Origin of the sequence: Albibacterium bauzanense (assembly GCF_004339765.1) — a bacterium.
GTDB lineage: Bacteria > Bacteroidota > Bacteroidia > Sphingobacteriales > Sphingobacteriaceae > Albibacterium > Albibacterium bauzanense.
The window spans coordinates 736,407-757,858 of sequence record NZ_SMGO01000001.1; the positions used below are offsets into that span (position 1 = coordinate 736,407).

Below are 21,452 nucleotides of genomic sequence, written 5' to 3' on the forward strand. Positions count from 1 at the left end.
AATTATATCAATCTTAAAAAAGCCAAGAGGGTTGAAACCTTCTTGGCTTTTTTTAAGATTTAATATAATATTATTACTCAATACCTTTCACATTCATTTGCAAGGTATAAACTCCCTTAGATGCTGTAACGAACAAAGTTTTACGATCTTTACCAGCAAAAGATACATTAGCAACCCACGCATCCGTAATAGGAATATTTCCTAAACGCTTACCGTTCTTATCGTATACAGTTATACCACGCCCTGCTAAATATAAATTACCCTCTTTATCCAGAGTCATTCCATCCGAACCTTGATTAACAAAAAGTTGACGGTTACTCAACGTACCGTCTTTATTGATCTGGTACTTATAAGTCTTATTATCTTTTATATCAGCTACAAATAAATACTTACCATCAGCCGTACCCACCAAACCATTTGGCTTTAATATGGTACTATCAACTACAATCGCTTCTTTTGACCCCTTTGGCAAATAGTAAACCCGCTCACCATCAATTTCAGAAGCCTTTCGCGTCCAATAATCACGTTGATAATAAGGATCAGTAAAATAGATTCCTCCTTTAAAATCAACCCACACATCATTCGGGCCATTTAATTTATGCCCTTTAAAGTCAGTTAATAAAACTGTTACTTTTTTATCCGGACTAATAGACCATAGTTCATTCTTTTCATCCGCACAAGCAATTAAATTACCTTTCCGGTCAAAAAATAATCCATTAGCTCTGCCCGCATCATCCATAAAAACCGATAGCTGCCCATCTGTAGAATATTTCCATATTTTATTATTTGGCTGATCTGTAAAATAGATATCACCATTTTTACTAATAGCCGGGCCTTCTGTAAAAGAAAACTGAGTAGAAACTTCTTTCACACTCGCTCCGGGTGCAACCACCTTAATACTATCCAGCCCTTGAGCCATACTATTCTGTCCGAATAGAAAGGGTATAGTAAGAAATGTAAATGCTACAAACGTATTTTTAAAAGATTTATTGATCATGAAATATAAGATTAGGTTATCACATCGAAGTTAATATTTATCTTTTAATATCTTTATACTTATATTGAATTATAAGGTCTAAAAACATTTAACCGACTCTTTGGTTATAAATAAAAAGATTGCTTATGAGAACAATGACAACCGTTTCAGAAGTATTAAACGTACTCAAAGAAAGAGGATATACTGTAGATTTCAATTTAAATAATAATTGTCTGATCTGTCATCAAAATTCCCTGCAGATCTACCCAGGCGAATTTGTTGTCGATAAGCACTATCGCTTTGAAGGTATGTCTGATCCGGGAGACGAAGCCATTGTATATGCCATTTCTTCAGATAAGCACAGCTTAAAAGGCACCCTCGTAAATGGTTATGGTATTTATGCAGATGAACTTGCCGATGAAATGATTCAGGCCCTTCGTGAAAACCCAAACACCTATCAAACAGAGGAAGATCTGGATGAAGAAGATGAAGATACCAAGATAAAATACAATCAATCTACACCATTACGGCCAGAAGGAGACAGATTACTTGATGCCCAGATGGTAAAAATGGATCTTTCAGAATACAGAGCGAAAATAAAAGACGAAAAAACCTGGAAAGAAGGTGACCGTACAGCCATCACTTTATTTAAATCAGACAGTATGCGCATCGTCCTGATTGCTCTTCATGCAGGTTCAGAAATGAAAACGCACACCGCACCGGGAATAATCAGTGTTCAGGTATTGAGTGGCAGAATTAACTTTCGCACAGAACGACAAACTGCTGAATTAAGTGAAGGACAAATGTTAACATTGCATAAAGGAGTACCTCATAGCGTTTTAGCCTATGAAGAATCTACTTTTTTATTAACGATGGCTCTTCAGGCATAACACAAACTAATTACTACTCTTTCCCTTCTCGAAGAAATGATGGTTTATCCAATAACTAGCCTTGGTAGTCAAAATACCAATGCCGGCACCTGTTAAAACATCGGTAAAATAGTGCTTATTATTCAGCATGCGCAAGGCTCCTGTAGCAGAAGCAGCAACATAGCCCGAATAACTTAATAAGGGTGCTGTATTCTTAAATTCCTGATGCATAAATTCAGCAGCTACAAAAGCAGTAGCCGTATGGCCCGATGGAAATGAGTTATAAGTACTACCGTCCGGACGCTGAATATGTGTTATACTCTTCAACGCATACACGCTACCGGCCATCAACAAGCCCGATGTCACATACAATCGTAATGAACTTCCAAAAGCATGCTCACTCTCCTTTCCAGCCATCTTCAATGCAAAAGTAGCAACAGCCGGGCTAAACTGTAAATAATCATCTACACTCGTTTTAAAATTAGGATAATGCTCCTGTACTTCTTCCCTAAACTCATAATTAAGAGCTTTCAGTCCATCATTCTCAATCCCGACAAAACCATAACTTGTTAAAGCTAATGGAATAAACAATGGATGTGACAGAATTCTCCTTGCAGAAGACGCTCTTTGTGGCAGAGAATATGTTAGTTCAAGTGTATGAATAGAATCCTGTTTAATATCTTCAGGCGTTACTTGTGAGAAACCAGGATTAGCCTGTAATAAACCAAGCAAAAACAACCCCACTGCTATTACTATATTCATTTATTAGCTCTATAATTAAATCAACGAAGAATTACAGGCTAAACTAAATGGCGAATCTGAAGATAATCTGAATTAGAAATAAATTGCAAAATGATGATGAGCTTCTTGATAAACATAGGCTAATTTCATACCATGGAGTTTAATTATTCTAAATGATATAGCTAACCCCAGGCTATTCCCCTTCGAGTTTCCTTGTTTCTTTGAAAAACGTTCAAAAAGCTTCTCTTTCTTAAAAGGCATCTCCTCTCCCGGATTAATAATCTCAATAGATTTTGATGAAAGAATAATTCGAATTTCAGAACCCGGTGCTGAATACTTAATAGCATTCAATAAAAGATTAGTCACAACCTGCTTAAACAATTGATGATTACCCAATAAAGAGGTATTTGTTTCTTCCACATAGCTAATATGATGCTGTGAAACCTCTATAAAGAAGTCCAATTCTTCAATAATCTCTTTAATCAGTTCGCTTGCTGAAAACTCTTCATTCAATGGATACTGCTGATTATCCATTTTAGTCAATAACAACAGGCTCGTATTCATTTGCTCCATACCTGTCAATACTCCGTTAATTTCATCAATCAACTTACTCTGACTTTCAGAAAGATGCTCCTCCTGCAGAAGCAACTCTAATTTAACTCGCATAATAGCCAATGGAGTCTGTAGCTCATGAGAAGCATTTTCTGTAAACTCTTTTTGTGATGAATAAGCAGTATTAACCCGACTTACCAAACCATTAACAGAATAATTAAGCTCTCTAAACTCATCTATCACCAAATCAGTATTACTATTTATAATACCTTTATCCAATTCAAACGTTTTAAGATAATTCAAAATACCTTGAAAAGGCTTCCATATCTTTTTACTGATATACTGATTAATCCACAAATAGCCCAAAAACAAAAAACTCAATAAAGCTATTTGCAAACCTAAAACAGCTTTAACAAGATCCTCCTTTTCAATCAAAGAAGATTTGAAAGTAATCACATAATCCCTATCTAAGAGCCGAACATCCTTCTCAAGAGCACGAAACTGTATACTCTCTTTCGCTCCCTTGCTATGTTCAATAATTGTATAAGGCCTTTGCTTAATAGCAATTCCATTTGCAGGGTTTACCTCAATATCCCAATCCAGATTCTTCCATAGCTCAATATCTGCTTCCGACTTTATATGTTTTGTATATTCAGGTAACAGAATAGCCTGATGCTTTAGCGAATCATCTACAGCCCTAATAAACAATTTTTCCAGAACAATGTAGAAGATCGGAATGCTCAAAACAACCAATAAAACCGAAAAAACCAGGTATCTTTTTGTACTATAGGTTAATAGTTTCATGCTTCTAATTTATAACCTGTAGCATAAATAGTCTTTAAGTATTCTCCACTACTACCCAATTTCTTTTTCAAATTCTTGATATGCGTGTAAATAACATCAAAATTATCGAAGTACATAGCAGACTGACCACTCAAATGTTCAGCAATCGTACTTTTAGAAACCACCTTCCCCTTATTCATCAGCAAAAAAAGCAATAACTCCAATTCTGTCCTGGTAATCTCAATGAGATCGCCCTTCACAGTAACACTCTTAGCAAGCATATCAATCGTAATAGTTTTATAATGAATAACATTACTACCTCCTAATTGCCTGCGTCGGATAATAGATTGAACCCTGGCACTCAGCTCAGCCAAATGAAAAGGTTTAGAAAGATAGTCATCAGCACCTACATTCAAAGAGAAAATACGGTCTTCCAGCGAGTTTTTAGCCGAAACGATAATAATGCCGTCCATCTTGTTTTCTTTTTTCAACATCTCCAGCAAATCGATCCCATTGCCATTAGGAAGCATAATATCCAATAGAACACAATCGTAATCAAACAAAGCTAACTTCTCTTTTGCCTCCTGATAATCAAACGCTGTATCGCAAACATAATTTTCCTGCTTCATATAAGCTACTATACTTTCCGAAAGTGCTCGCTCATCTTCAACAATTAATATTTTCATTTCAGTTTTTCCCCGGGCTTGTTAAATTCAATAAAGATGGTAAAACAATTAACAACAATGGAAGAGCAAACAAGAAGCCTCCTATAACTGCAATTGCCAATGGCTGATGCAGCTGAGCGCCTGTTCCTATTCCCAAGGCAAGTGGCGCCAGCGCAATAATAGCGCCCAAAGCCGTCATTAGTTTAGGTCTCAAACGAGTACTGATGGCATAAATTAATGCCCTGTCCTGAGTCATCTTCTTCAAAGCATCCTCGTATTGAAGATACGTAAAAATAGCATTCTCACCCACAATACCCACCATCATAATTAAACCAGTATAGCTTCCAACATTCAAGGGAGTATTCGTTAAAAATAACAAAATACAACTTCCAGACACCCCTAATACTGCTACAGTAAGAATAATAAGAGCAACCCAAATATCCTTAAAAAGGAATAATATAACAGAAAAAACCAGCAAACTCGAAATCACTAAAATCATAAACAACTCCTTAAAAGATTGCTGCTGTTCAGCATAAGCCCCGCCATATCTAAGAGTATACCCATTTGCCAAAGAAACCTTGGTAGCTATCGCTGTTTGAATATCACTCATTGTACTACCCAAATCCCGATTATCCAATCGAGCAGTAACTACACCCATAACCTGTAGGTTTTCACGATCTATTTCAGCTTCTCCCGAATGGATCGTAACATCAGCAAACTCACTAATAGGTTTCATTTTTCCATCAGGCAAGAAAACAGACGTATTATTAACATCGTTCACATTCAAACTACTGCTTAGTGGATAAATCATACGAATAGGTGTAAGCTGCAAAGGATCAAAAACATCACCTATCACATTTCCTTCCAGAGCGGTTTGCAATTGATACTGTAAAATCAAAGGCGTAATATTATATTGTGCTAACTGAACGGCATTCGGCTTAATAGAAACAGAAGGCCCGGCAATAATGCGCCCATCAAAAACATCAGCAGTACCCTTTATCTGACTAACAATTTCACTGATCTGTGCTGCATAGGCTTGAACCCTTTCCTGATCCGGGCCAAATACTTTAACTTCAATAGGCTGCACCGAACTCATTAAATCACCCAGCATATCACCAATAACCTGTCCAAAATCAATCCTCAACGCTGGCTGAGAAGACTCTACCTTAGCTCGTATCTCATCAATCACTTCATCAGTTGTATGCGTCCTGTCTTTCTTCAATTGAATCAAATAATCTCCCTGGTTCGGCTCTGTAATAAAGAAACCCATCTGCGTACCCGTGCGCCTGCTATACGACTCAACTTCAGGCACTTCAAGAATCATTCTCTCAACCTCTTTCAATATTCTGTCCGTTTCTTCCAACGTAGTACCTGGAGGAGATTCATAATCCAATACGATACTCCCTTCATCCATTTCAGGCAAAAATCCAGTAGCTAATCGTGGTAAAATCAATACCATTGAAATAATAAACAGCAACATAATTATCAAACTGATAACCGGCTTTCTAATAAAAAAACCTACCCATATACGCTCCTTAACCTCATGCTCAACCATGCTTTCTTTAGAGTTATTCTCTTTTTTAGTAAGCAATAAATAAATAACTGGAAGCAATACCCAGGTAGCAAAAAAGGAACATACCAAGGTAATAATCATCGTATCGGTCATTACTTTAAAGTAAGCCCCGGCAACACCACTCATTAATATAAAAGGAAGAAAAATAACAATCGTACTGATGGAAGATCCAATCATTGCTTTTAATAGAAAATTAATAGCTTTCTGAACCAGCACCTTACTAGATTCTGTTGGATGCTCTTCATGAGTACGATGAATCTGCTCAACTACGACAATGGCATCATCAATTATCAAACCAACCGCGGCAGCGATGGCCCCTAAAGTCATAATATTAAAAGTCTGGCCCACGAAATACAAAACAATCAATGTCAGGCTCAAGGTAATAGGGATAGTAATCAAGATCGTTAAGCTCGCCTTCCAAGATCTCAGGAAAATGATCGCAACCACCATTGCTAATACCAAACCAATCCACAAACTATCGCTTACACTTTTTATAGAATCATTAACGAAATCAGCCTGTACGTAATATGGTTTGATAATAATATCGGCAGGTAAAGCCTTTTGCAGCTCCTCAATCTTCGCCTCCATCCTTACACTCAGATCAATCAAGTTAGCATTTGGCTGTTTAACAACAGCAATCAATAAACTTTCTTCTCCATTCGCATTCACTTTAACATATTCTTTTGCTTCGTGAATTTCAACGCTCGCTATATCTTTCAGTTGAATAACCCTTTTGCCATCGTTTTTAACAACCAGATCAGCCAACTGCTCTTTATCGGTAATCTGTGCATCAGTAACCGTTAAGTACATCAATCGATAATCAGACAAATACCCGTTTGAACTAACAAAATTAGTGCTACTAACAGCCTGACTTACAGCATCGGGCGTTAAACCCAATCTGCTCATCTTCTCCTTATCCAACACAACCCAATACTCCTTATCCTTACCACCCACAATTCGAATATCACTACTTCCTTCTACCTGTGATAAAAAGGGCTTAATTGTATGTAAAGCCAGTTGCTTTAACTCCAAAGGACTTCGACTGGCACTATTTACAGAATAACCAATTACAGGCAAAATAGAAGGATTCATCTGCTCTACTGTAATCTGGATATCAGGTGGCAATTGATTTCTTATCTGATTAATCTTAGATTCAACCTGTTGCTGGCTCAAATTAATATCAGCATTCCAGTTAATAAAAGCCGATATTTCACAACTCCCCCTACTTGTTATACTTCGTATATTCACCAAACCAGGAACTTGTTTAATGGCATTCTCCAACGGACGCGTAACCGTTACCGTCATTTGCTTTACAGGCTGCTGTCCGGCATCTGCAATAATCTTTATCTTAGGAAAGGTAATTTCAGGAAAAAGAGCCGTTTGCATGCGCGAATAAGTATAACCCCCACCCATAATAATTAATAAGGCAATAACCAGTAAAGGATTTTTATATCGATAGAAGAAAGAATTATCCATAGCGTTTATTCCTTAATCAACCTAACTTTTGCAGTATCAGCCAATCCATAATTACCACTGATCAAAATCAGATCTTGAGGACTGAACTGAGGTGATATAATCTCCACACGCGAACCAGTTTCCAGGCCCTTATGAATTGGTGTACGAACAGCTGTTGAATCATTCTGCATCTTCATAACCCAGAAATTCTGCTGTTGCTCATCAGAAAGAACTGCCTCCTTTGGCAAAGAAGGGTACTGTGCGGTCTTTTTAACTAACAAAACTTTGGCTATCAAATTTTCAGGAATATTAGCAGCGTCACTAACTTTTATAAGTACCCTCTGTGTTTGAGAAACTGAATCTACACTGGGCATGGTTTGCGAAATAATACCTCGCAAAACTCGCTCGTCTGGCAATACCAACTCAATCAACTTATTATCTTTCAGCAATTGATTATACTCATAAGGCAAATTCATAATAAATCCAAAGCTGCTTTGGTCAGACAACTGCGCCAAAGATTCACCATCCTGAACATAATCTCCTACCTGATGATTTAATTGAACAATATAACCACTGGCGGAACTCTTGACCTGAGTAGTTCCGGAAAAATTAAAAGAAGTATCCAGCTTAGTTATCAGCTTACCGAGGCTCTCCGCCTCCTTTGTTTTAATAACAAAAAGCGTCTGCCCTCGATTTATCCAATCGCCCACCTCAATGTTCGATGAAGTTATATAACCAGTTGTATTAGCTTTTACAAAATTCTTAAGCAGAAAAACAGCTGTAGCATTCAGCTCAATCTTCTCCTGTAATAAAGCAGAATCAATACTTATTGCAGTTACAGGTGTAGCTGCAGCCGCAGGAGCTTGCTCGGCAGCTGCAGGGTCGCTTACCTGACAAGCATTGATGCTTAAACAAAATATCAATAAAGAATAAATTGATAAGTACCTCATAGCTATTGAATTAACAAATAATTAAGCTGATTAATAAGTTGCTCTTGATTAACGTAATTCTGAATAATAGCAGACCTCAAATCCAGGTAATTATTAACAGAAAGAACAAAATCAACTACACGTACATCCCCTTTTTGCAACTGCAAGGCATTGGCTTGCACCAAGGTCTTTGAATATTGTATTTGCTCTTCTGCTAATTTTAAAATATCATTATACTGTTCTACTTGCTGCTGAATTTGCAATATTTGCTGTTGATACTGTTGCTTTGAAAAATCACGATTAGCAACAGCAGTTGATTCAATCAGTCTGTTTTTTGCCAAAGCAATCCTCCTTTGTCCACCATCATAAATAGGAATTGAAAGATTTAGCCCAACACTAAAACCCATATTTTTATAAGCGTGCGTAATCAACGGTGACTGATAACCGGCATCTGCAAAAACGCTTAATTTAGGTTGATATGATTGCAAAATCAACTGCTCATTATTGCTATTTTTAAGACTGTCGACTTGAAAGCTCTGATAATAAATACTGTTCTGAAAGGAAGTCTCATCCAGCTTCTTAATAGCAGGTTTTTCTAAATGTTGAAGAGTTGTGTCTACAATTCCACTTAAATAATTTAACGTTGCCAAATCATTAAGATACTGTCCATGCAACTGTTTATGAGCTAATTCGCGCTGTTTCAAAGTCACATTAAAGGTCAAATATTCAGTTTGCGTAAACACAGCCTTTTGAGTTAAAAGCTTTAAAACCTGATCTTCTCCATAAAGCAGATCCATTATTTCAGAAGAAAGCAAAAGCTGCTCCTGTTCGCCATAAACAAGCACATATTGTTCGGTAATACTTTTTCTTAAACTAGCTCCAGCTAGTTTATATTGATTATTTAATGCGTTCTTATCAAGCTCAACACCCAATAATTGAGCATTTAATTTCTTACGACCAACAAGTTCCTTGTTAACAGTTACCAAAGCACTTACCAGCTGCCCATTTGTGATAGCATCATCATAACCATAACCGTTAATAACCGGGGCATACATTAAATTAGATCCTGCAGAAACTTGCGGTCCGTAAGAAGATTTTATTTGCTGATTATCCAAGTCTAATGACTGGATTTGATTTTGGAGGTCTACAAAAACAGGGCTATTTCTCTCAGACGCATTAATAAAGTAATTTAAATCTTTATCCTGAGCGGATACAGATAAGCTCCATACAATTAATAATAAATTAAATATGCTTATCCCAATTTTCATAACCGAAAACTAGCTATGAAATCTGAATACTTTCTGAATTTATTTCAGTGCTTCACCTTTTTTAAACACCCAATAAGTTTGTAAGGTATAATTGAACCCAAGTGAAACTAGAATATCTGTCATAATCCTGCTTATCTTATAATCAATTCTCAACCAATTGGTAAACAGGTAGGTACCTGCAGATTTCAAGAACACGCTACCAACAACAACCACAACAAACTTTAATAATTGGCCTTTTACTTCCAGCTTATCCGCACGGTAAGTCCATTTTCTATTAATAGAAAAATTAACAATGGCACCAATAAAGCCGCTAATAACAATTGAGATCGTATAATGAATATGGATTATCTCGGTACAGATTATCATGATTGAATAATCTACCAGCCCTCCAATGAAAGCTGATGCCTGAGCTTTTATGAAAACAAGAAAGGAAGATTTCTTCTTCAAAATAACTATTTAAAATAAACAGGTATATTCTTAATCAATAAGCTTATTTAATTCCTTAACCTTTCTATCTGCAATATCCCGGTCATCACCCAATTTCAAGAGTTTTCGGGTATCAATAATATTAATGATAAAGAGAATAACACAAATACCACCAACGAAAAAGTGAATTGTATTAAAGAATAACATTTCAATCAAAATCATTAAAGCGATAACGATCCGTATCTCTGTAGGCCCCATCAAGCCGGCATCAATGGTATAAACATCTGTAATCCGGTATCGAAGCTGTGATATGATCATTGCCCAGCCATATAGCACTACAAAGAGAAAAGCAAGCACCTCATAACCGTCTTTGGCATAAAAGAAGTAACCCATACCGATCAATACCGTACCCACCCAGTCCATGACAATATCAAGCGAAAAGCCATACCATTTCCTCGGTATATTCCTATAATAAGCAATTCTGCCATCGAGCGAATCTCCAAACCAGTTAATAAAAAGTCCGGCTACGCCCAATAAAAGAAAAAGCTGACTACCATAATATGCCAGTATAAAACCCAGCATAACCAGTAATGAACCAAACAGGCCAATAGCCGTAAGCCTATTAGGTGTTATAAATGCAGGTATTCTCGCAACCAGAAAAGAGATGAATGTTTGCTCCGGGCCACTCAAAATATTAGTCCGTTTTCTATCTTTAAATAGCTTTTTTTTCTTTGCCCTTTCAGCCACTTCTAAATCTGTCATTGTTTCATCCTAATTTTGCCTGCAAATATACACAAACAGAAGTATCTACAATTACAACTAATAAACTAGTTGCGAAACTAGGACATTAGTATTATATTTGATTATATGAAATATCCATGTAGCACAGGCTGCACAAACACGGATGAAAACACATTGGATATTCCATATGACCATTAAAGGTCAAATTATTTACATATGAAACACACCATGGAAATCAAAGAATTAACAAGAGCCGAAGAGGAAATTATGCAAAAGTTATGGGTACTGGAAAAAGCTTTTGTAAAAGATATTATTAAAGAGCTTCCTGAACCTAAACCAGCTTATAATACGGTGTCTACCATTATCAGAATCTTAGAAACGAAAGGTTTTGTAGCTCATGAAAGCTTCGGAAAAAGCCACCGTTACTATCCACTTGTTTTAAAAGATGCCTATAAAAACTTTGCATCAGGCAAGCTGATATCTTCTTATTTCGACAATTCTGCACAAAACATGCTCTCCTTCTTTCTTAAAAAAGAAAAGCTGAATGTCAAAGAAATGGATGAGATCCTTAAAATAATTGAAGACGCAAAAAAGAAATAAACAATTAAAACCCCAAGGTTATGGAATATCTATTATGGGCAAATGCCTACCTGGCAATCTTTTACGGATTCTACTGGTTCTTTTTACGAAAAGAAACCTTCTTTCAATTAAACAGATTGTATTTGATAGGCAGTACGTTATTTTCCTTCATTATTCCCCTCTTAGATCTGAAAATATTTAAAGCCAGTTCAGAATTATTCTCTACCGTTCTTCCTATTTCTGCAGTACTTCCTTTAGCCGAAATTAATCCGGCTACTGTATCTTACAGCAATTCCGAAAGCGGTTTATCAGCCTTAACTACCATCTATACTATCGGTTGCTCACTATCCATTCTATGGCTTTTATACCGACTTTTCATCTTTAAAAAGAACTTAAATAAACCGGCTTCAGGCGATGCCTACTCCTTTCTTAACTTTGTAAGGGTTGACCCGAATATAGATGGATATGCTAAAGTTGTAGCGCATGAGGATATTCATGCTCAAGAATACCATAGCCTGGATATCTTATTTTTTGAATTCATCCAAATCATCAATTGGTTTAACCCACTCGTTTATTTTCTGCTTCGATCTGTCAAGCTCAATCATGAATACATTGCAGATGAAAAAGCTACTAGCACCAATGACGACCGAATTAATTATGCGAATTTATTAGTAAGTCACGCTTTTTCTACTCCCGTACATTCTATCATGAACAATTTCTTTAATAAACCATTTTTAAAAAGCAGGGTTACGATGTTATTTAAAAACAAATCAAAGAAATCAGTATTGATACGGTTCTCACTTCTAATTCCAGTCATGCTAATAGCATTCGCTCTTCAATCTGGGAAATCGATTGAAACAAGCGCAAAACCTCTTGTCACCCTAAATAACCCTGTAACATCGCCCTTAAATACTATAGAAGAAACTAGCGGAGAGAATTCAAAAGCAACCAATGAACCTACTGACACACACATTTTCACATCTGTTGAAGAGCCTCCTGAACCTATTGGCGGATTAGAAGAGTTCTATAAATACATAGGTGAAAACGCCAACTTTTCAAAAGAAGCCTATCCAGCTAGCGACAGTAACTCGAATGTTAGAGTACTCGTTAGCTTTATTGTGGAAACAGATGGTTCTCTATCAACTATAAAAAGTCTGCGAGATCCTGGTCATGGAACCTTTGAAGAAGTAAAACGCTTATTAGAAAACGCACCGAAATGGAAACCAGGCATACAAAACACAAGACCAGTCCGCGTACAATTTACCTTACCTATACAACTTAACAGCTTGGCTAAATCTTAAATATAAAATCTCTATATTTAATGCATGTCAATATTATTCAGTCCACTTAGCGTAAGAGAAGTAACGTTCAAAAACAGAATCGTTGTTTCTCCCATGTGTCAATATTCTGCTCAGGATGGTTTTGCAAACGACTGGCACCTGGTTCATCTTGGAAGCCGTGCTGTAGGCGGAGCCGGACTAATTATCGCAGAAGCCACTTCCATAACGCCTGAAGGCAGAATTTCACCAGAAGATCTGGGCATCTGGAAAGATGAACACATCCCTGAATTAAAAAGAATAACTAATTTCATTCATCAACACGGAGCAGTTGCCGGTGTTCAACTGGCACATGCAGGTCGAAAAGCAAGCAGCTCTTCTCCCTGGAATGGTGCTACACAACTCTCTCTTGAAGAAGGTGGCTGGCAAACTTTAGCACCCAGTGCAATAGCATTTAACAGCAATAACCGCCCTCCCCTTGCTCTGGATAAACAAGGTATCGAAAGAATTATCAGCAGCTTTAAAGATGCTGCCGAACGTGCTCTGGAAGCCGGATTTCAATTGATCGAAATTCATGCAGCACATGGCTATTTAATAAACCAATTCTTATCACCACTCAGTAACCAACGCGAGGATGAATATGGCGGATCTTTTGAAAACAGAATCCGTTTATTGCTGGAAGTCATTCAAGCTATCAGAGAAGTCTGGCCCGAAAGCTATCCACTTTTTGTTCGCATATCAGCCACCGATTGGGTTGAAAATGGCTGGCAGATTGAAGACTCCATCGATCTGAGCAAAATCTTAAAAACAAAAGGAGTTGATTTAATCGATTGCTCATCGGGAGGAGTAATCTCCGGAGTAAAAATTCCGCTAGTTCCTGGCTATCAATCGCCCCTTGCAGAAGCAATAAGAAAGAATGCAAATATCTTAACCGCTGCAGTCGGGTTAATTACTGATGCTGAACAAGCCGAACAACTTTTACAAGATGGCAAAGCCGACCTAATTCTATTTGCCCGCGAATCATTACGCAACCCCTATTTACCACTCATTTTTGCACAAAAACTAAACGCAGAAATAGACTGGCCACTTCAATACGAACGCGCTAAACCCAGATAGATTCAACGACACTGCTTTCAGAAAAGCTTAGTTATATTTTAACCACGATTACATTTCAACCGCTCCGAGATAAACACTATCCGACTGGTTGCTCCTATCAAATGCTGAAAACGCAGCATAAATATGATAGGTTTTATTTGGGCTAAAACTATCCGGAGATATACTTAATGTATCGCTTCCTGTTTTCCTAAACTGACCAGTTAGGCTAAAGAATGCATTTCCGCTGTTTACCTCGTCCTCTTTCTCTATATTGTAAGCCAACAGCATGATCTGATCATCAGGATAAGCACCTTTAACCCTATCCGGATTCCAGGTAAAAAGAAGTTCTGAATCACTGATCTTCTCAAACTGTATATCTTCGGATAATGGCAAATCGCCATAGCTCACTTTTACAAATGCCGGATTTACTGTCGTTTCAAACCCCTCTCCTTCTAATGCATTTCTCGAGAGATAAGATTTTGCTGCAGAGAATCCTTCAAAAGTTTCGGTATATCCTTTAAACCCTGCCCTAACAAATACCAATAATGGACGAAGCCATAACTGCGAAAGTCCAAACCTAAATCGATTCTTTAATTCGTTCTCTGTTGGTGGTTTCTTCCTATCAGGTAAACTTTTAATATAATCGATCCCATTCCAACTACTACCCACAACGTCCCCTACCTTACCAGATATAGGTCCATTTATTCCCTTTTTCAATCTCGCCATTGCCTTACATTTAAATTTGATAAAACCTTAAGATAGCCAATACTTTATGCATAAGCTAATTAAAGCAGGATTTAGCAAGAACCAAACAAGGTTCAAACAGGGTCGATATGACTGTTTTGCCCCTGTTTGAACCTTGTTTGAACCTTATTTAAGCAAATCGAGATATGAACGATTTTCTAATCTGCATTATGCAATAATTTATTAAATTGTAGCAATTCAATATCAGCTTCCGTTCTAAAAATACCTGATACCAAAACGATAAACCATTATGAAGAACAAACAACCAGTTTTATACCTATTGGGTATATTCATGTTAATTATATGGGGATGTAAGAAGGAAGATAATAGCAAAATCCGTAATGGAGAACGTTATTACTATTATGGATTCGAAGAAAAGATTTATATAAACAAGCTGAACAACAAATTGGCAGTCAAATACAACGATAATGAAGCTGCTAAAAAGTCAACTTCAGATATAGCTTCTTTTGCGAAAGGAGCAGAATTTCTATGGCATAATGAGCGTACAGTTGTTATAACTCTGAACCCGAATGTGGTGAACAACGTTATGACACTTTTAACTAAAGATAACAATGTTATTTCAGCTAACCCAGTTTATATCTTAGCTTCAGGTTCCGATTCAGAAATGTTTTTCACAGATGAATTTGCTGTAAAATTTAAACCAACTACTTCTCCGGCTGAAATAAAGAAAATTAATGATCGATATGGTGTTCGAATTATTGAAGAAACGGATATATATACTTTGTTAACTGTACCCAGATTGGCTGATGCACTGGAAATAGCAAATAAATACCAAGAAAGTGGTTTAGTTGTATATTCAGAACCCAATTTCTATATGAAGATTGAATTTGGTTCAACTGCCGAATATTTACCTAAAGAAACGTTTAAGGATTTGTAAAGATGCCCAATAGTACTTCGTTAGCTATAAACACTACATTCTAAACATGAAAAGTTTATTTATTTTTAGAAATAATAGCAACGAAATCATTAAGATAGTCCCTATTGTTGCAATTATATTGATGAGCTTTTGTGCCTTAACACTATTTCCAAATGCTCTCTTAAGGCCTTTGAATATCAGTAATCCAATTATTCCACCTAAAGTGTTAGTAATTATATCTGTAATATCAAAAGCTCCCAATATCAAAATAAATTGAAGGACTTCAATTAATAAACTGATCAAGAAAACAAAGAAAAGTTGTTTTCCAATAGTCCACCTTTCAAATAGGGCTGCCGCATAGATACCAAGTGGTACAAAAATCACTATATTCAATATCATTTCAGCAAATGAAATTTTACCATTTAATACTAAAGGTTGATTAAACGGAATTAGATTTACACTTCTGGTATTTCCCATATAAGAGAATTGCACATTAAATTTGAATAGGATGATCCAAAATAATGCAATCAAATAGATTACGAATAACACACTGGTTAACTTATTTGTCATATTATTATCTTCTCTAATGTCTGATGCATCATCTTGTTTTTCGCACTTTGCTCACACTTTCATCTGTGAAGAAAGAACGGCATGCCCATGATGGTTTCTTATCATCAATGAATTTCAGTATATTTTTTGAAGTTATCTAATATCGATTGCCAGCCATCTTTTTGCATTTCAAGCGAGTTGGTCTTTTCTGCTTCAAATGTTTCAACAATTTTTGTGTTTTTGCCTTGGTCGCTAAACGATATCATGACCTTTCTTCCATCACCAGTTGTATATGTAATGGTTTCATGATGTTTAACTTCAGTGTATACGCCATTAAAATCAAAGCTGAAGCTTTTATCTTTTGCTGACATGGTCGTACTAAATTTCCCTCCTACTTTTAAATCGTTTTCGGCTGCCGGAACATACCAATCGTCGGAAGCTGAACACCAATTCTGAATATGAGAGGGTTCTGTCCAAAATTTCCAAACCTTTTCAATAGGTGCTGCTACTATTGCCTCCACTGTGATGCTTGGTTTTTCGTTTTTTGTTGATTTATTCATTTCTCAATAATTTATGTTTCATAATCTAAGGCTAAATTAACGCCTTTCTATAGATATAAGCTATTGATATTACGACAAATTAAGAGGTTAATTACGACAAGAAAATAAATAAATGTGAGTTTAAGAGAGTAGTTTTTGACGAAGTAAAAACTCTAACTGGGAATTAGTAATTGAGAGTTCTTTATTTTCATTCATGATTTCAATCTTTTTAAGATAAACATCATAGGCCTCTTCAATAATTCTTGACATTTCCTTATCATCCCAGGGCTTGTTCAAATAATGATAGATATTTCCTTTGTTTACGGCTGCTATGATAGCAGACATATCTGTATAGCCCGTTAAAAGGATACGAATGGGGGCCGGATGTGTTTCAATAACCTTTTCAAGAAACTCTACCCCGGTCATATTGGGCATACGCTGATCTGTAATAACAATATGTATTTCGTTTTTATCCAGAATCTCCAATCCTTCAGCACCACTAATAGCTGTAAAAATATTATACTTGGATCGATACACAGCGCGAAAAGACAATAGATTAATCATCTCATCGTCTACATATAATATTGATATTACCTTCTCTGCCATAAATATATTCCTTCTAAAAACAATTCACTTCCTAAAGTTAATACTAAATTAATGTTTTTTGCAAAAAAACTTAATGAAAGGGTCGCTATTTTGCAGGAACCCCAATTATATTAAATTAATAAGTTCATGACAAAGAACTGTTTTCATAGAAAAAGAAAGTATCTTTATTGATACTAAAACCTATTCTAACGTGCACAAAACAATTAACCAATTACATTCAATCTATAAACCTTTGTTTTATAGGCTGAATAACCTTCACGATGAAGAAGCTTTTCAAGAGCTATTACGTTCTACCGACAATATAAAACAATACGATACAATTTACAATCAACTTACCGAGCTCATAAAATTATCAAATCCAACAGAAAGATTGAGTAAAGAGGCTATGGATAATTTGATAAAAGATCATGTTCAAATACGGGATCTAAGCAAATACGGTGTTTGGGTGTACTATCCCTGGTCTAATAATTTAGTCCACTTATTAGACGAAGAAGAGTTTATTAAGGTGCGAACCAATAGAAACATGTATAAAATAGCTCCGGAAGAGATTGAGCTTTTAAAAGGCAAGAAGATAGGAATCATCGGACTATCGGTAGGACAAAGTATTGCGCTTACGCTTGCAATGGAACGTACTTGTGGTGCACTTCATTTAGCCGACTTTGACGACATTGAGTTAAGTAATATGAACCGACTAAGAGTAGGCGTGCAGGATTTGGGGATGAGCAAAGTAGTTATTGCTGCGCGACAGATTGCAGAATTAGATCCTTTTGTTAAAGTAAGCTGCTTTATGGAAGGTTTAACGAGCGATAATATTGCAAGCTTCTTTACTGACAATGGTTCGATCGATATTTTGGTAGAAGAGTGCGACGGACTGGAGATTAAAGTATTAAGCAGGATTATGGCTAAGAAATATCAAATACCAGTTGTGATGGATACCAACGACCGCGGAATGCTGGATGTAGAACGGTTTGATTTGGAGCCAGATAGACCTATCTTTCATGGCAGAACAAAAGAACTTGAAAATTTAACACCTGAAGAATTAATTGCTAAATTTGCAGGCCTGGCTGTTGAACATAAAATATCTTTTCTGGCACAAATCATCGGTATTGAAAACGTTTCTTCAAAAATGAAGCAATCCTTAGCTAATATGAATAAAACGATTGTAGGTTGGCCGCAATTAGCATCGGCTGTAACCTTAGGTGGAGCAATGGTGACTGATACTTGCAGAAGAATTTTATTGGATCATTTTAAAGATTCAGGAAGATATTTCGTTGATTTTGACGAACTGATAACAGCAGATAACAATAAAGAAAACCAACCTTCATAAATTTTCTAAAAATGATTCAGATAAGAACCTTTAGAGCCCCGGATGATCCTGAAGCTTGTGAGAAATTTATTGTCGGTCATAAAAAACTGCTTGAGATTTTTGGAATAACCAAGATTACATCCAATAGGCAAGAGTGGGTGGATGACTATAATACGAACGTTATTTTAGTAGAAGATCAAAAGACGAAAATAGTATATGGGGGTGCGAGATTACAGGTTGTTACAGGGCACTATAGTTTACCTATTGAAGATGCATTAGGAAAATATGATGATGGGATTTTTAAGATGGTGAAAGAGGATCAGCTATCGGGCGGCACCTGTGAACTTTGCGGCCTTTGGAACTCCAGAGAGGTTGCAGGAATGGGAATTGGGAGTTATATCCTATCTCGTGTAGGAGCGGCCATTGCATCCCAACTATCTTTAAAAAGCATCTTTGTTTTATGTGCGCCGATTACAGTAAGGATGGGAAAACGAGTGGGTGCAGTTGTTGAGGAATCTTTGGGAGATAAGGGACTTTTTTACTATCCAAAGGATGATTTGATTGCGACTGCTATGCGATTAAGGAATATTTATGATTTAAGTACGGCAGATCCAACAGAGCGAGAAAAGATTATTTCTCTGCGAAATGATCCTCATCAATTTATAATGGAAAAAGGCCCCAAAGGCACCTTTGAAGTAGAATACAACTTAAAGATACCTAATCTAGAAAAGCAAATATGAGTATTAAAAAATATTATCTGATACTAGTATTGCTACTCTTTAATAGCGGTGTTGGTTATGCTAGCGATGGTAGAGTCGATTATATTTTTGATAATGAGCAAGTACTTTTCGGAATAGATAAAGGTGTTGGTGTATACATTGATGAAACAAAAGAGTTATCAATAACAGATGTTGTTAAAAAACAGTTCCTCTTAGATATTGATTCAAATCTCAATTTTGGAATTACAGACTCCAAGGTCTGGGTTAAATTTCAAATCAAGAATGAAACGCAAGAGGAAAATCTCTTTTTAATGGCTTCGCAACCTTCTATTGATAAGATTAGCCTTTATACTCAAGACCTTTCAGGTAAGTGGGATAGTTTGGAATTAGGGGAATATAAAACTTATAAAGAACGTTTTAGAGAAAGCCCTAATTACATTTTTCCTGTAAAAATTCCATATAATACTTCCCGTTATTTTTACATCAGTATCCAGTCGAAGGATCAGCTGCAGACTGCTTTTTATTTGGGTAATGAATCAACAATATCTCATTGGGAATCAACAAGAGCTATTATAACCGGGATCTATATTGGAATGATCCTTATTATGGCTTTTTACCATATTTTTATTTATTATACCGTAAAAAACGTCAGCTACATCTATTACATTTTCTTTATTTTATGTGTTGGATTGGTTCAGATAAATTTTCATGGATTCGCATTCAAATACCTGTGGCCTGATACGCCCTTCTTGGCATTAAATAGCACTTTTTTAGTCCCGATGCTATCGGGTTTGTCGACTGCCTTCTTCGTCAAAAAGTTTTTACATACGCGTTCTTTTACACCGAAACTAGATACTGGCATCAACATCTATATCTTTTTATGTATTAGTGCCACTATTATAGGAATGGCAGGCTTTAATGTTTTTGGAGTAAAAATACTTCAACTTATTGCTTTGGCAGGTGCAATATATGCGATGTTTGTTGCTTTTGTTATTATGCGAATGAATTACAGGCCGGCTAAATTTTTCTTAATAGCCTTTGCTTTGTTCTTTGTTTGTATTATCATTTTCGTTTTAACAAACTTCACGATCCTTATCCCCTATAGCACATTCTCTCCTTACATTTTGATGCTGGGATCTGTTATTCAAATTGTACTGCTTTCTTTTGCTCTAGCTGATGAAATAAATACGTATAGAAAAGAGAAGGAAGCTTCACAAACAGAGGCTTTAAATACTTTAAAAGAAAACGAAAGAATTATCAGGGAACAAAATGCTTTCCTTGAAAAGGAAGTCAATAAAAGAACGTTGGATCTGAGCAAATCAAACGATGATCTTCAGAAGTCACTGCTTGATTTAAAACAGGCACAGACTCAATTGATAGAGACAGAAAAGCTGGCTTCTCTGGGTATGTTAACTGCAGGTATTGCACACGAAATTAACAACCCGATTAATTTTGTTACAGCCAGCATAACTCCTCTAAGAAGGGATATTGACCAGACCTTTCAAGCTCTTACTGAAATGGAACGAATTAGTTTATCTTCATCATCCGTATTTGATAAAAAGGATGATATAAGTAAAGTTAAAGAGGATTTAGAGATCGAATATATAAAAGAGGAAATTCAATCTCTTTTAATGGGAATTGAGGAAGGGGCTAACAGAACTGCAGGGATTGTGAAGAGCTTGCGTATCTTTTCTCGCGTTGATGAAGACGATTTGAAAATGGCCGACATTAACTTAGGTATGAAATCAACCTTGGTGATTCTTGATAGCTCATTGAAAGATACGATTAATATAAAGACAAACTATGGCAAATTACCTCTCATAGAATGTTATCCGGGCAAGCTTAATCAAGTGTTTTTAAATTTGCTAACAAATGCGTCTTATTCTGTAAAAAAGAAATTTGGCAGCAAGCATGGAGCCGAATTAGAAGTAAATACTTATCAAGAAGGCGAATTTGTTTATATCCAGGTTAAGGACAATGGCTTTGGCATTGATGAGGCGATACGCGGTAAAATTTTTGATCCTTTCTTTACAACGAAGGATGTTGGAGAAGGAACGGGCCTTGGTTTATCGATTGTTTATCAAACTATATTAAAGCATCAAGGAGAAATTATCGTCAACTCTGTACTTGGAGAAGGCTCTGAGTTTACGGTAAAGATACCTGTTAAACAAAGTGATATTTAA

At 36.3% G+C, this 21,452-nt stretch carries 21 protein-coding genes; 8 read left to right on the plus strand and 13 right to left on the minus strand.

Annotation, left to right across the window (positions count from 1 at the left end; translation table 11 throughout):
- Window positions 1-73 precede the first annotated feature (73 nt).
- The gene (locus C8N28_RS03390) at window positions 74-997 is read right to left on the minus strand and encodes an SMP-30/gluconolactonase/LRE family protein (protein WP_132221526.1); all 924 of its coding nucleotides are present in this window, start codon (window positions 995-997) and stop codon (window positions 74-76) included.
- A 125-nt stretch (window positions 998-1,122) separates the two neighbouring features.
- Between C8N28_RS03390 and C8N28_RS03395 the strand changes: the two genes are divergently transcribed.
- Window positions 1,123-1,866, plus strand: coding sequence for a cupin domain-containing protein (locus C8N28_RS03395; RefSeq protein ID WP_165870294.1), 744 nt, complete (start codon window positions 1,123-1,125; stop codon window positions 1,864-1,866).
- A 6-nt stretch (window positions 1,867-1,872) separates the two neighbouring features.
- Here C8N28_RS03395 and C8N28_RS03400 read toward each other — a convergent pair whose 3' ends face one another.
- The 8 genes from C8N28_RS03400 to C8N28_RS03435 form a co-directional block, all read right to left on the minus strand.
- Complete coding sequence (locus C8N28_RS03400) at window positions 1,873-2,607, minus strand: phosphatase PAP2 family protein (RefSeq protein ID WP_132221528.1); 735 nt, start codon at window positions 2,605-2,607, stop codon at window positions 1,873-1,875.
- Between the two features lie 72 nt (window positions 2,608-2,679).
- Window positions 2,680-3,942 carry a sensor histidine kinase gene (locus C8N28_RS03405; protein WP_132221530.1) on the minus strand — a complete coding sequence of 421 codons (1,263 nt, stop codon included), beginning with the start codon at window positions 3,940-3,942 and terminating at the stop codon, window positions 2,680-2,682.
- On the minus strand, window positions 3,939-4,607 hold the full coding sequence (locus tag C8N28_RS03410) for a response regulator transcription factor (RefSeq protein WP_132221532.1): 669 nt from the start codon (window positions 4,605-4,607) through the stop codon (window positions 3,939-3,941). Before C8N28_RS03410 ends, C8N28_RS03405 begins: the two co-directional genes overlap by 4 nt.
- A 1-nt stretch (window position 4,608) precedes the next feature.
- Window positions 4,609-7,635 (minus strand): efflux RND transporter permease subunit, encoded by a 3,027-nt coding sequence (locus tag C8N28_RS03415; protein ID WP_132221534.1) that lies wholly within the window; start codon window positions 7,633-7,635, stop codon window positions 4,609-4,611.
- 5 nt (window positions 7,636-7,640) lie between these two features.
- A complete protein-coding gene (locus tag C8N28_RS03420) occupies window positions 7,641-8,564 on the minus strand; it encodes an efflux RND transporter periplasmic adaptor subunit (protein ID WP_132221536.1) in 924 nt (307 codons plus the stop codon).
- A gap of 2 nt (window positions 8,565-8,566) precedes the next feature.
- Entirely contained in the window at window positions 8,567-9,811 is a 1,245-nt protein-coding gene (locus tag C8N28_RS03425; RefSeq protein WP_132221538.1) for a TolC family protein, read from the minus strand.
- A 39-nt stretch (window positions 9,812-9,850) separates the two neighbouring features.
- Complete coding sequence (locus tag C8N28_RS03430) at window positions 9,851-10,258, minus strand: GtrA family protein (RefSeq protein ID WP_132221540.1); 408 nt, start codon at window positions 10,256-10,258, stop codon at window positions 9,851-9,853.
- A gap of 30 nt (window positions 10,259-10,288) precedes the next feature.
- Window positions 10,289-10,999 carry a CDP-alcohol phosphatidyltransferase family protein gene (locus tag C8N28_RS03435; protein WP_132221542.1) on the minus strand — a complete coding sequence of 237 codons (711 nt, stop codon included), beginning with the start codon at window positions 10,997-10,999 and terminating at the stop codon, window positions 10,289-10,291.
- 207 nt (window positions 11,000-11,206) lie between these two features.
- On the opposite strand from C8N28_RS03435, the gene C8N28_RS03440 reads away from it, so the two are divergent.
- The 3 genes from C8N28_RS03440 to namA are packed head-to-tail and all read left to right on the plus strand — an operon-like array spanning window position 11,207 to window position 13,950.
- Complete coding sequence (locus C8N28_RS03440) at window positions 11,207-11,578, plus strand: BlaI/MecI/CopY family transcriptional regulator (RefSeq protein ID WP_132222537.1); 372 nt, start codon at window positions 11,207-11,209, stop codon at window positions 11,576-11,578.
- 20 nt (window positions 11,579-11,598) lie between these two features.
- Complete coding sequence (locus C8N28_RS13870; RefSeq protein ID WP_132221544.1) at window positions 11,599-12,858, plus strand: M56 family metallopeptidase; 1,260 nt, start codon at window positions 11,599-11,601, stop codon at window positions 12,856-12,858.
- Between the two features lie 24 nt (window positions 12,859-12,882).
- Complete coding sequence (namA, locus tag C8N28_RS03450) at window positions 12,883-13,950, plus strand: NADPH dehydrogenase NamA (RefSeq protein ID WP_132221546.1); 1,068 nt, start codon at window positions 12,883-12,885, stop codon at window positions 13,948-13,950.
- Window positions 13,951-13,998: 48 nt separating this feature from the next.
- Here namA and C8N28_RS03455 read toward each other — a convergent pair whose 3' ends face one another.
- Window positions 13,999-14,655, minus strand: a complete 657-nt coding sequence (locus tag C8N28_RS03455) for a DUF6266 family protein (RefSeq protein ID WP_132221548.1) — start codon at window positions 14,653-14,655, stop codon at window positions 13,999-14,001.
- Between the two features lie 268 nt (window positions 14,656-14,923).
- On the opposite strand from C8N28_RS03455, the gene C8N28_RS03460 reads away from it, so the two are divergent.
- A complete protein-coding gene (locus C8N28_RS03460; protein WP_132221550.1) occupies window positions 14,924-15,571 on the plus strand; it encodes a S8 family serine peptidase in 648 nt (215 codons plus the stop codon).
- Window positions 15,572-15,604: 33 nt separating this feature from the next.
- Here C8N28_RS03460 and C8N28_RS03465 read toward each other — a convergent pair whose 3' ends face one another.
- The 3 genes from C8N28_RS03465 to C8N28_RS03475 form a co-directional block, all read right to left on the minus strand.
- Window positions 15,605-16,120, minus strand: coding sequence for a VanZ family protein (locus C8N28_RS03465; RefSeq protein WP_132221552.1), 516 nt, complete (start codon window positions 16,118-16,120; stop codon window positions 15,605-15,607).
- 104 nt (window positions 16,121-16,224) lie between these two features.
- Window positions 16,225-16,659 carry an SRPBCC family protein gene (locus C8N28_RS03470; RefSeq protein ID WP_132221554.1) on the minus strand — a complete coding sequence of 145 codons (435 nt, stop codon included), beginning with the start codon at window positions 16,657-16,659 and terminating at the stop codon, window positions 16,225-16,227.
- A 120-nt stretch (window positions 16,660-16,779) separates the two neighbouring features.
- Window positions 16,780-17,244, minus strand: a complete 465-nt coding sequence (locus C8N28_RS03475; protein ID WP_132221556.1) for a response regulator — start codon at window positions 17,242-17,244, stop codon at window positions 16,780-16,782.
- 190 nt (window positions 17,245-17,434) lie between these two features.
- Here C8N28_RS03475 and C8N28_RS03480 point away from each other — a divergent pair, with 190 nt between their 5' ends.
- Genes C8N28_RS03480 through C8N28_RS03490 form a run of 3 tightly spaced genes read left to right on the plus strand, consistent with a single transcriptional unit; the run spans window position 17,435 to window position 21,452 of the window.
- Complete coding sequence (locus tag C8N28_RS03480; RefSeq protein ID WP_132221558.1) at window positions 17,435-18,571, plus strand: ThiF family adenylyltransferase; 1,137 nt, start codon at window positions 17,435-17,437, stop codon at window positions 18,569-18,571.
- An 11-nt stretch (window positions 18,572-18,582) separates the two neighbouring features.
- The gene (locus tag C8N28_RS03485) at window positions 18,583-19,290 is read left to right on the plus strand and encodes a hypothetical protein (protein ID WP_132221560.1); all 708 of its coding nucleotides are present in this window, start codon (window positions 18,583-18,585) and stop codon (window positions 19,288-19,290) included.
- Window positions 19,287-21,452 carry a sensor histidine kinase gene (locus tag C8N28_RS03490; RefSeq protein ID WP_132221562.1) on the plus strand — a complete coding sequence of 722 codons (2,166 nt, stop codon included), beginning with the start codon at window positions 19,287-19,289 and terminating at the stop codon, window positions 21,450-21,452. The genes C8N28_RS03485 and C8N28_RS03490 overlap by 4 nt, the downstream gene beginning before the upstream one ends.

Coding starts and splice junctions, on each gene's coding strand:
- C8N28_RS03390 (WP_132221526.1), bottom strand. CDS start 997: ATGATCAATAAATCTTTTAAAAATACGTTTGTAGCATTTACATTTCTT.
- C8N28_RS03395 (WP_165870294.1), top strand. CDS start 1,123: ATGAGAACAATGACAACCGTTTCAGAAGTATTAAACGTACTCAAAGAA.
- C8N28_RS03400 (WP_132221528.1), bottom strand. CDS start 2,607: ATGAATATAGTAATAGCAGTGGGGTTGTTTTTGCTTGGTTTATTACAG.
- C8N28_RS03405 (WP_132221530.1), bottom strand. CDS start 3,942: ATGAAACTATTAACCTATAGTACAAAAAGATACCTGGTTTTTTCGGTT.
- C8N28_RS03410 (WP_132221532.1), bottom strand. CDS start 4,607: ATGAAAATATTAATTGTTGAAGATGAGCGAGCACTTTCGGAAAGTATA.
- C8N28_RS03415 (WP_132221534.1), bottom strand. CDS start 7,635: ATGGATAATTCTTTCTTCTATCGATATAAAAATCCTTTACTGGTTATT.
- C8N28_RS03420 (WP_132221536.1), bottom strand. CDS start 8,564: ATGAGGTACTTATCAATTTATTCTTTATTGATATTTTGTTTAAGCATC.
- C8N28_RS03425 (WP_132221538.1), bottom strand. CDS start 9,811: ATGAAAATTGGGATAAGCATATTTAATTTATTATTAATTGTATGGAGC.
- C8N28_RS03435 (WP_132221542.1), bottom strand. CDS start 10,999: ATGACAGATTTAGAAGTGGCTGAAAGGGCAAAGAAAAAAAAGCTATTT.
- C8N28_RS03440 (WP_132222537.1), top strand. CDS start 11,207: ATGGAAATCAAAGAATTAACAAGAGCCGAAGAGGAAATTATGCAAAAG.
- C8N28_RS13870 (WP_132221544.1), top strand. CDS start 11,599: ATGGAATATCTATTATGGGCAAATGCCTACCTGGCAATCTTTTACGGA.
- namA (WP_132221546.1), top strand. CDS start 12,883: ATGTCAATATTATTCAGTCCACTTAGCGTAAGAGAAGTAACGTTCAAA.
- C8N28_RS03455 (WP_132221548.1), bottom strand. CDS start 14,655: ATGGCGAGATTGAAAAAGGGAATAAATGGACCTATATCTGGTAAGGTA.
- C8N28_RS03460 (WP_132221550.1), top strand. CDS start 14,924: ATGAAGAACAAACAACCAGTTTTATACCTATTGGGTATATTCATGTTA.
- C8N28_RS03465 (WP_132221552.1), bottom strand. CDS start 16,120: ATGACAAATAAGTTAACCAGTGTGTTATTCGTAATCTATTTGATTGCA.
- C8N28_RS03470 (WP_132221554.1), bottom strand. CDS start 16,659: ATGAATAAATCAACAAAAAACGAAAAACCAAGCATCACAGTGGAGGCA.
- C8N28_RS03475 (WP_132221556.1), bottom strand. CDS start 17,244: ATGGCAGAGAAGGTAATATCAATATTATATGTAGACGATGAGATGATT.
- C8N28_RS03485 (WP_132221560.1), top strand. CDS start 18,583: ATGATTCAGATAAGAACCTTTAGAGCCCCGGATGATCCTGAAGCTTGT.
- C8N28_RS03490 (WP_132221562.1), top strand. CDS start 19,287: ATGAGTATTAAAAAATATTATCTGATACTAGTATTGCTACTCTTTAAT.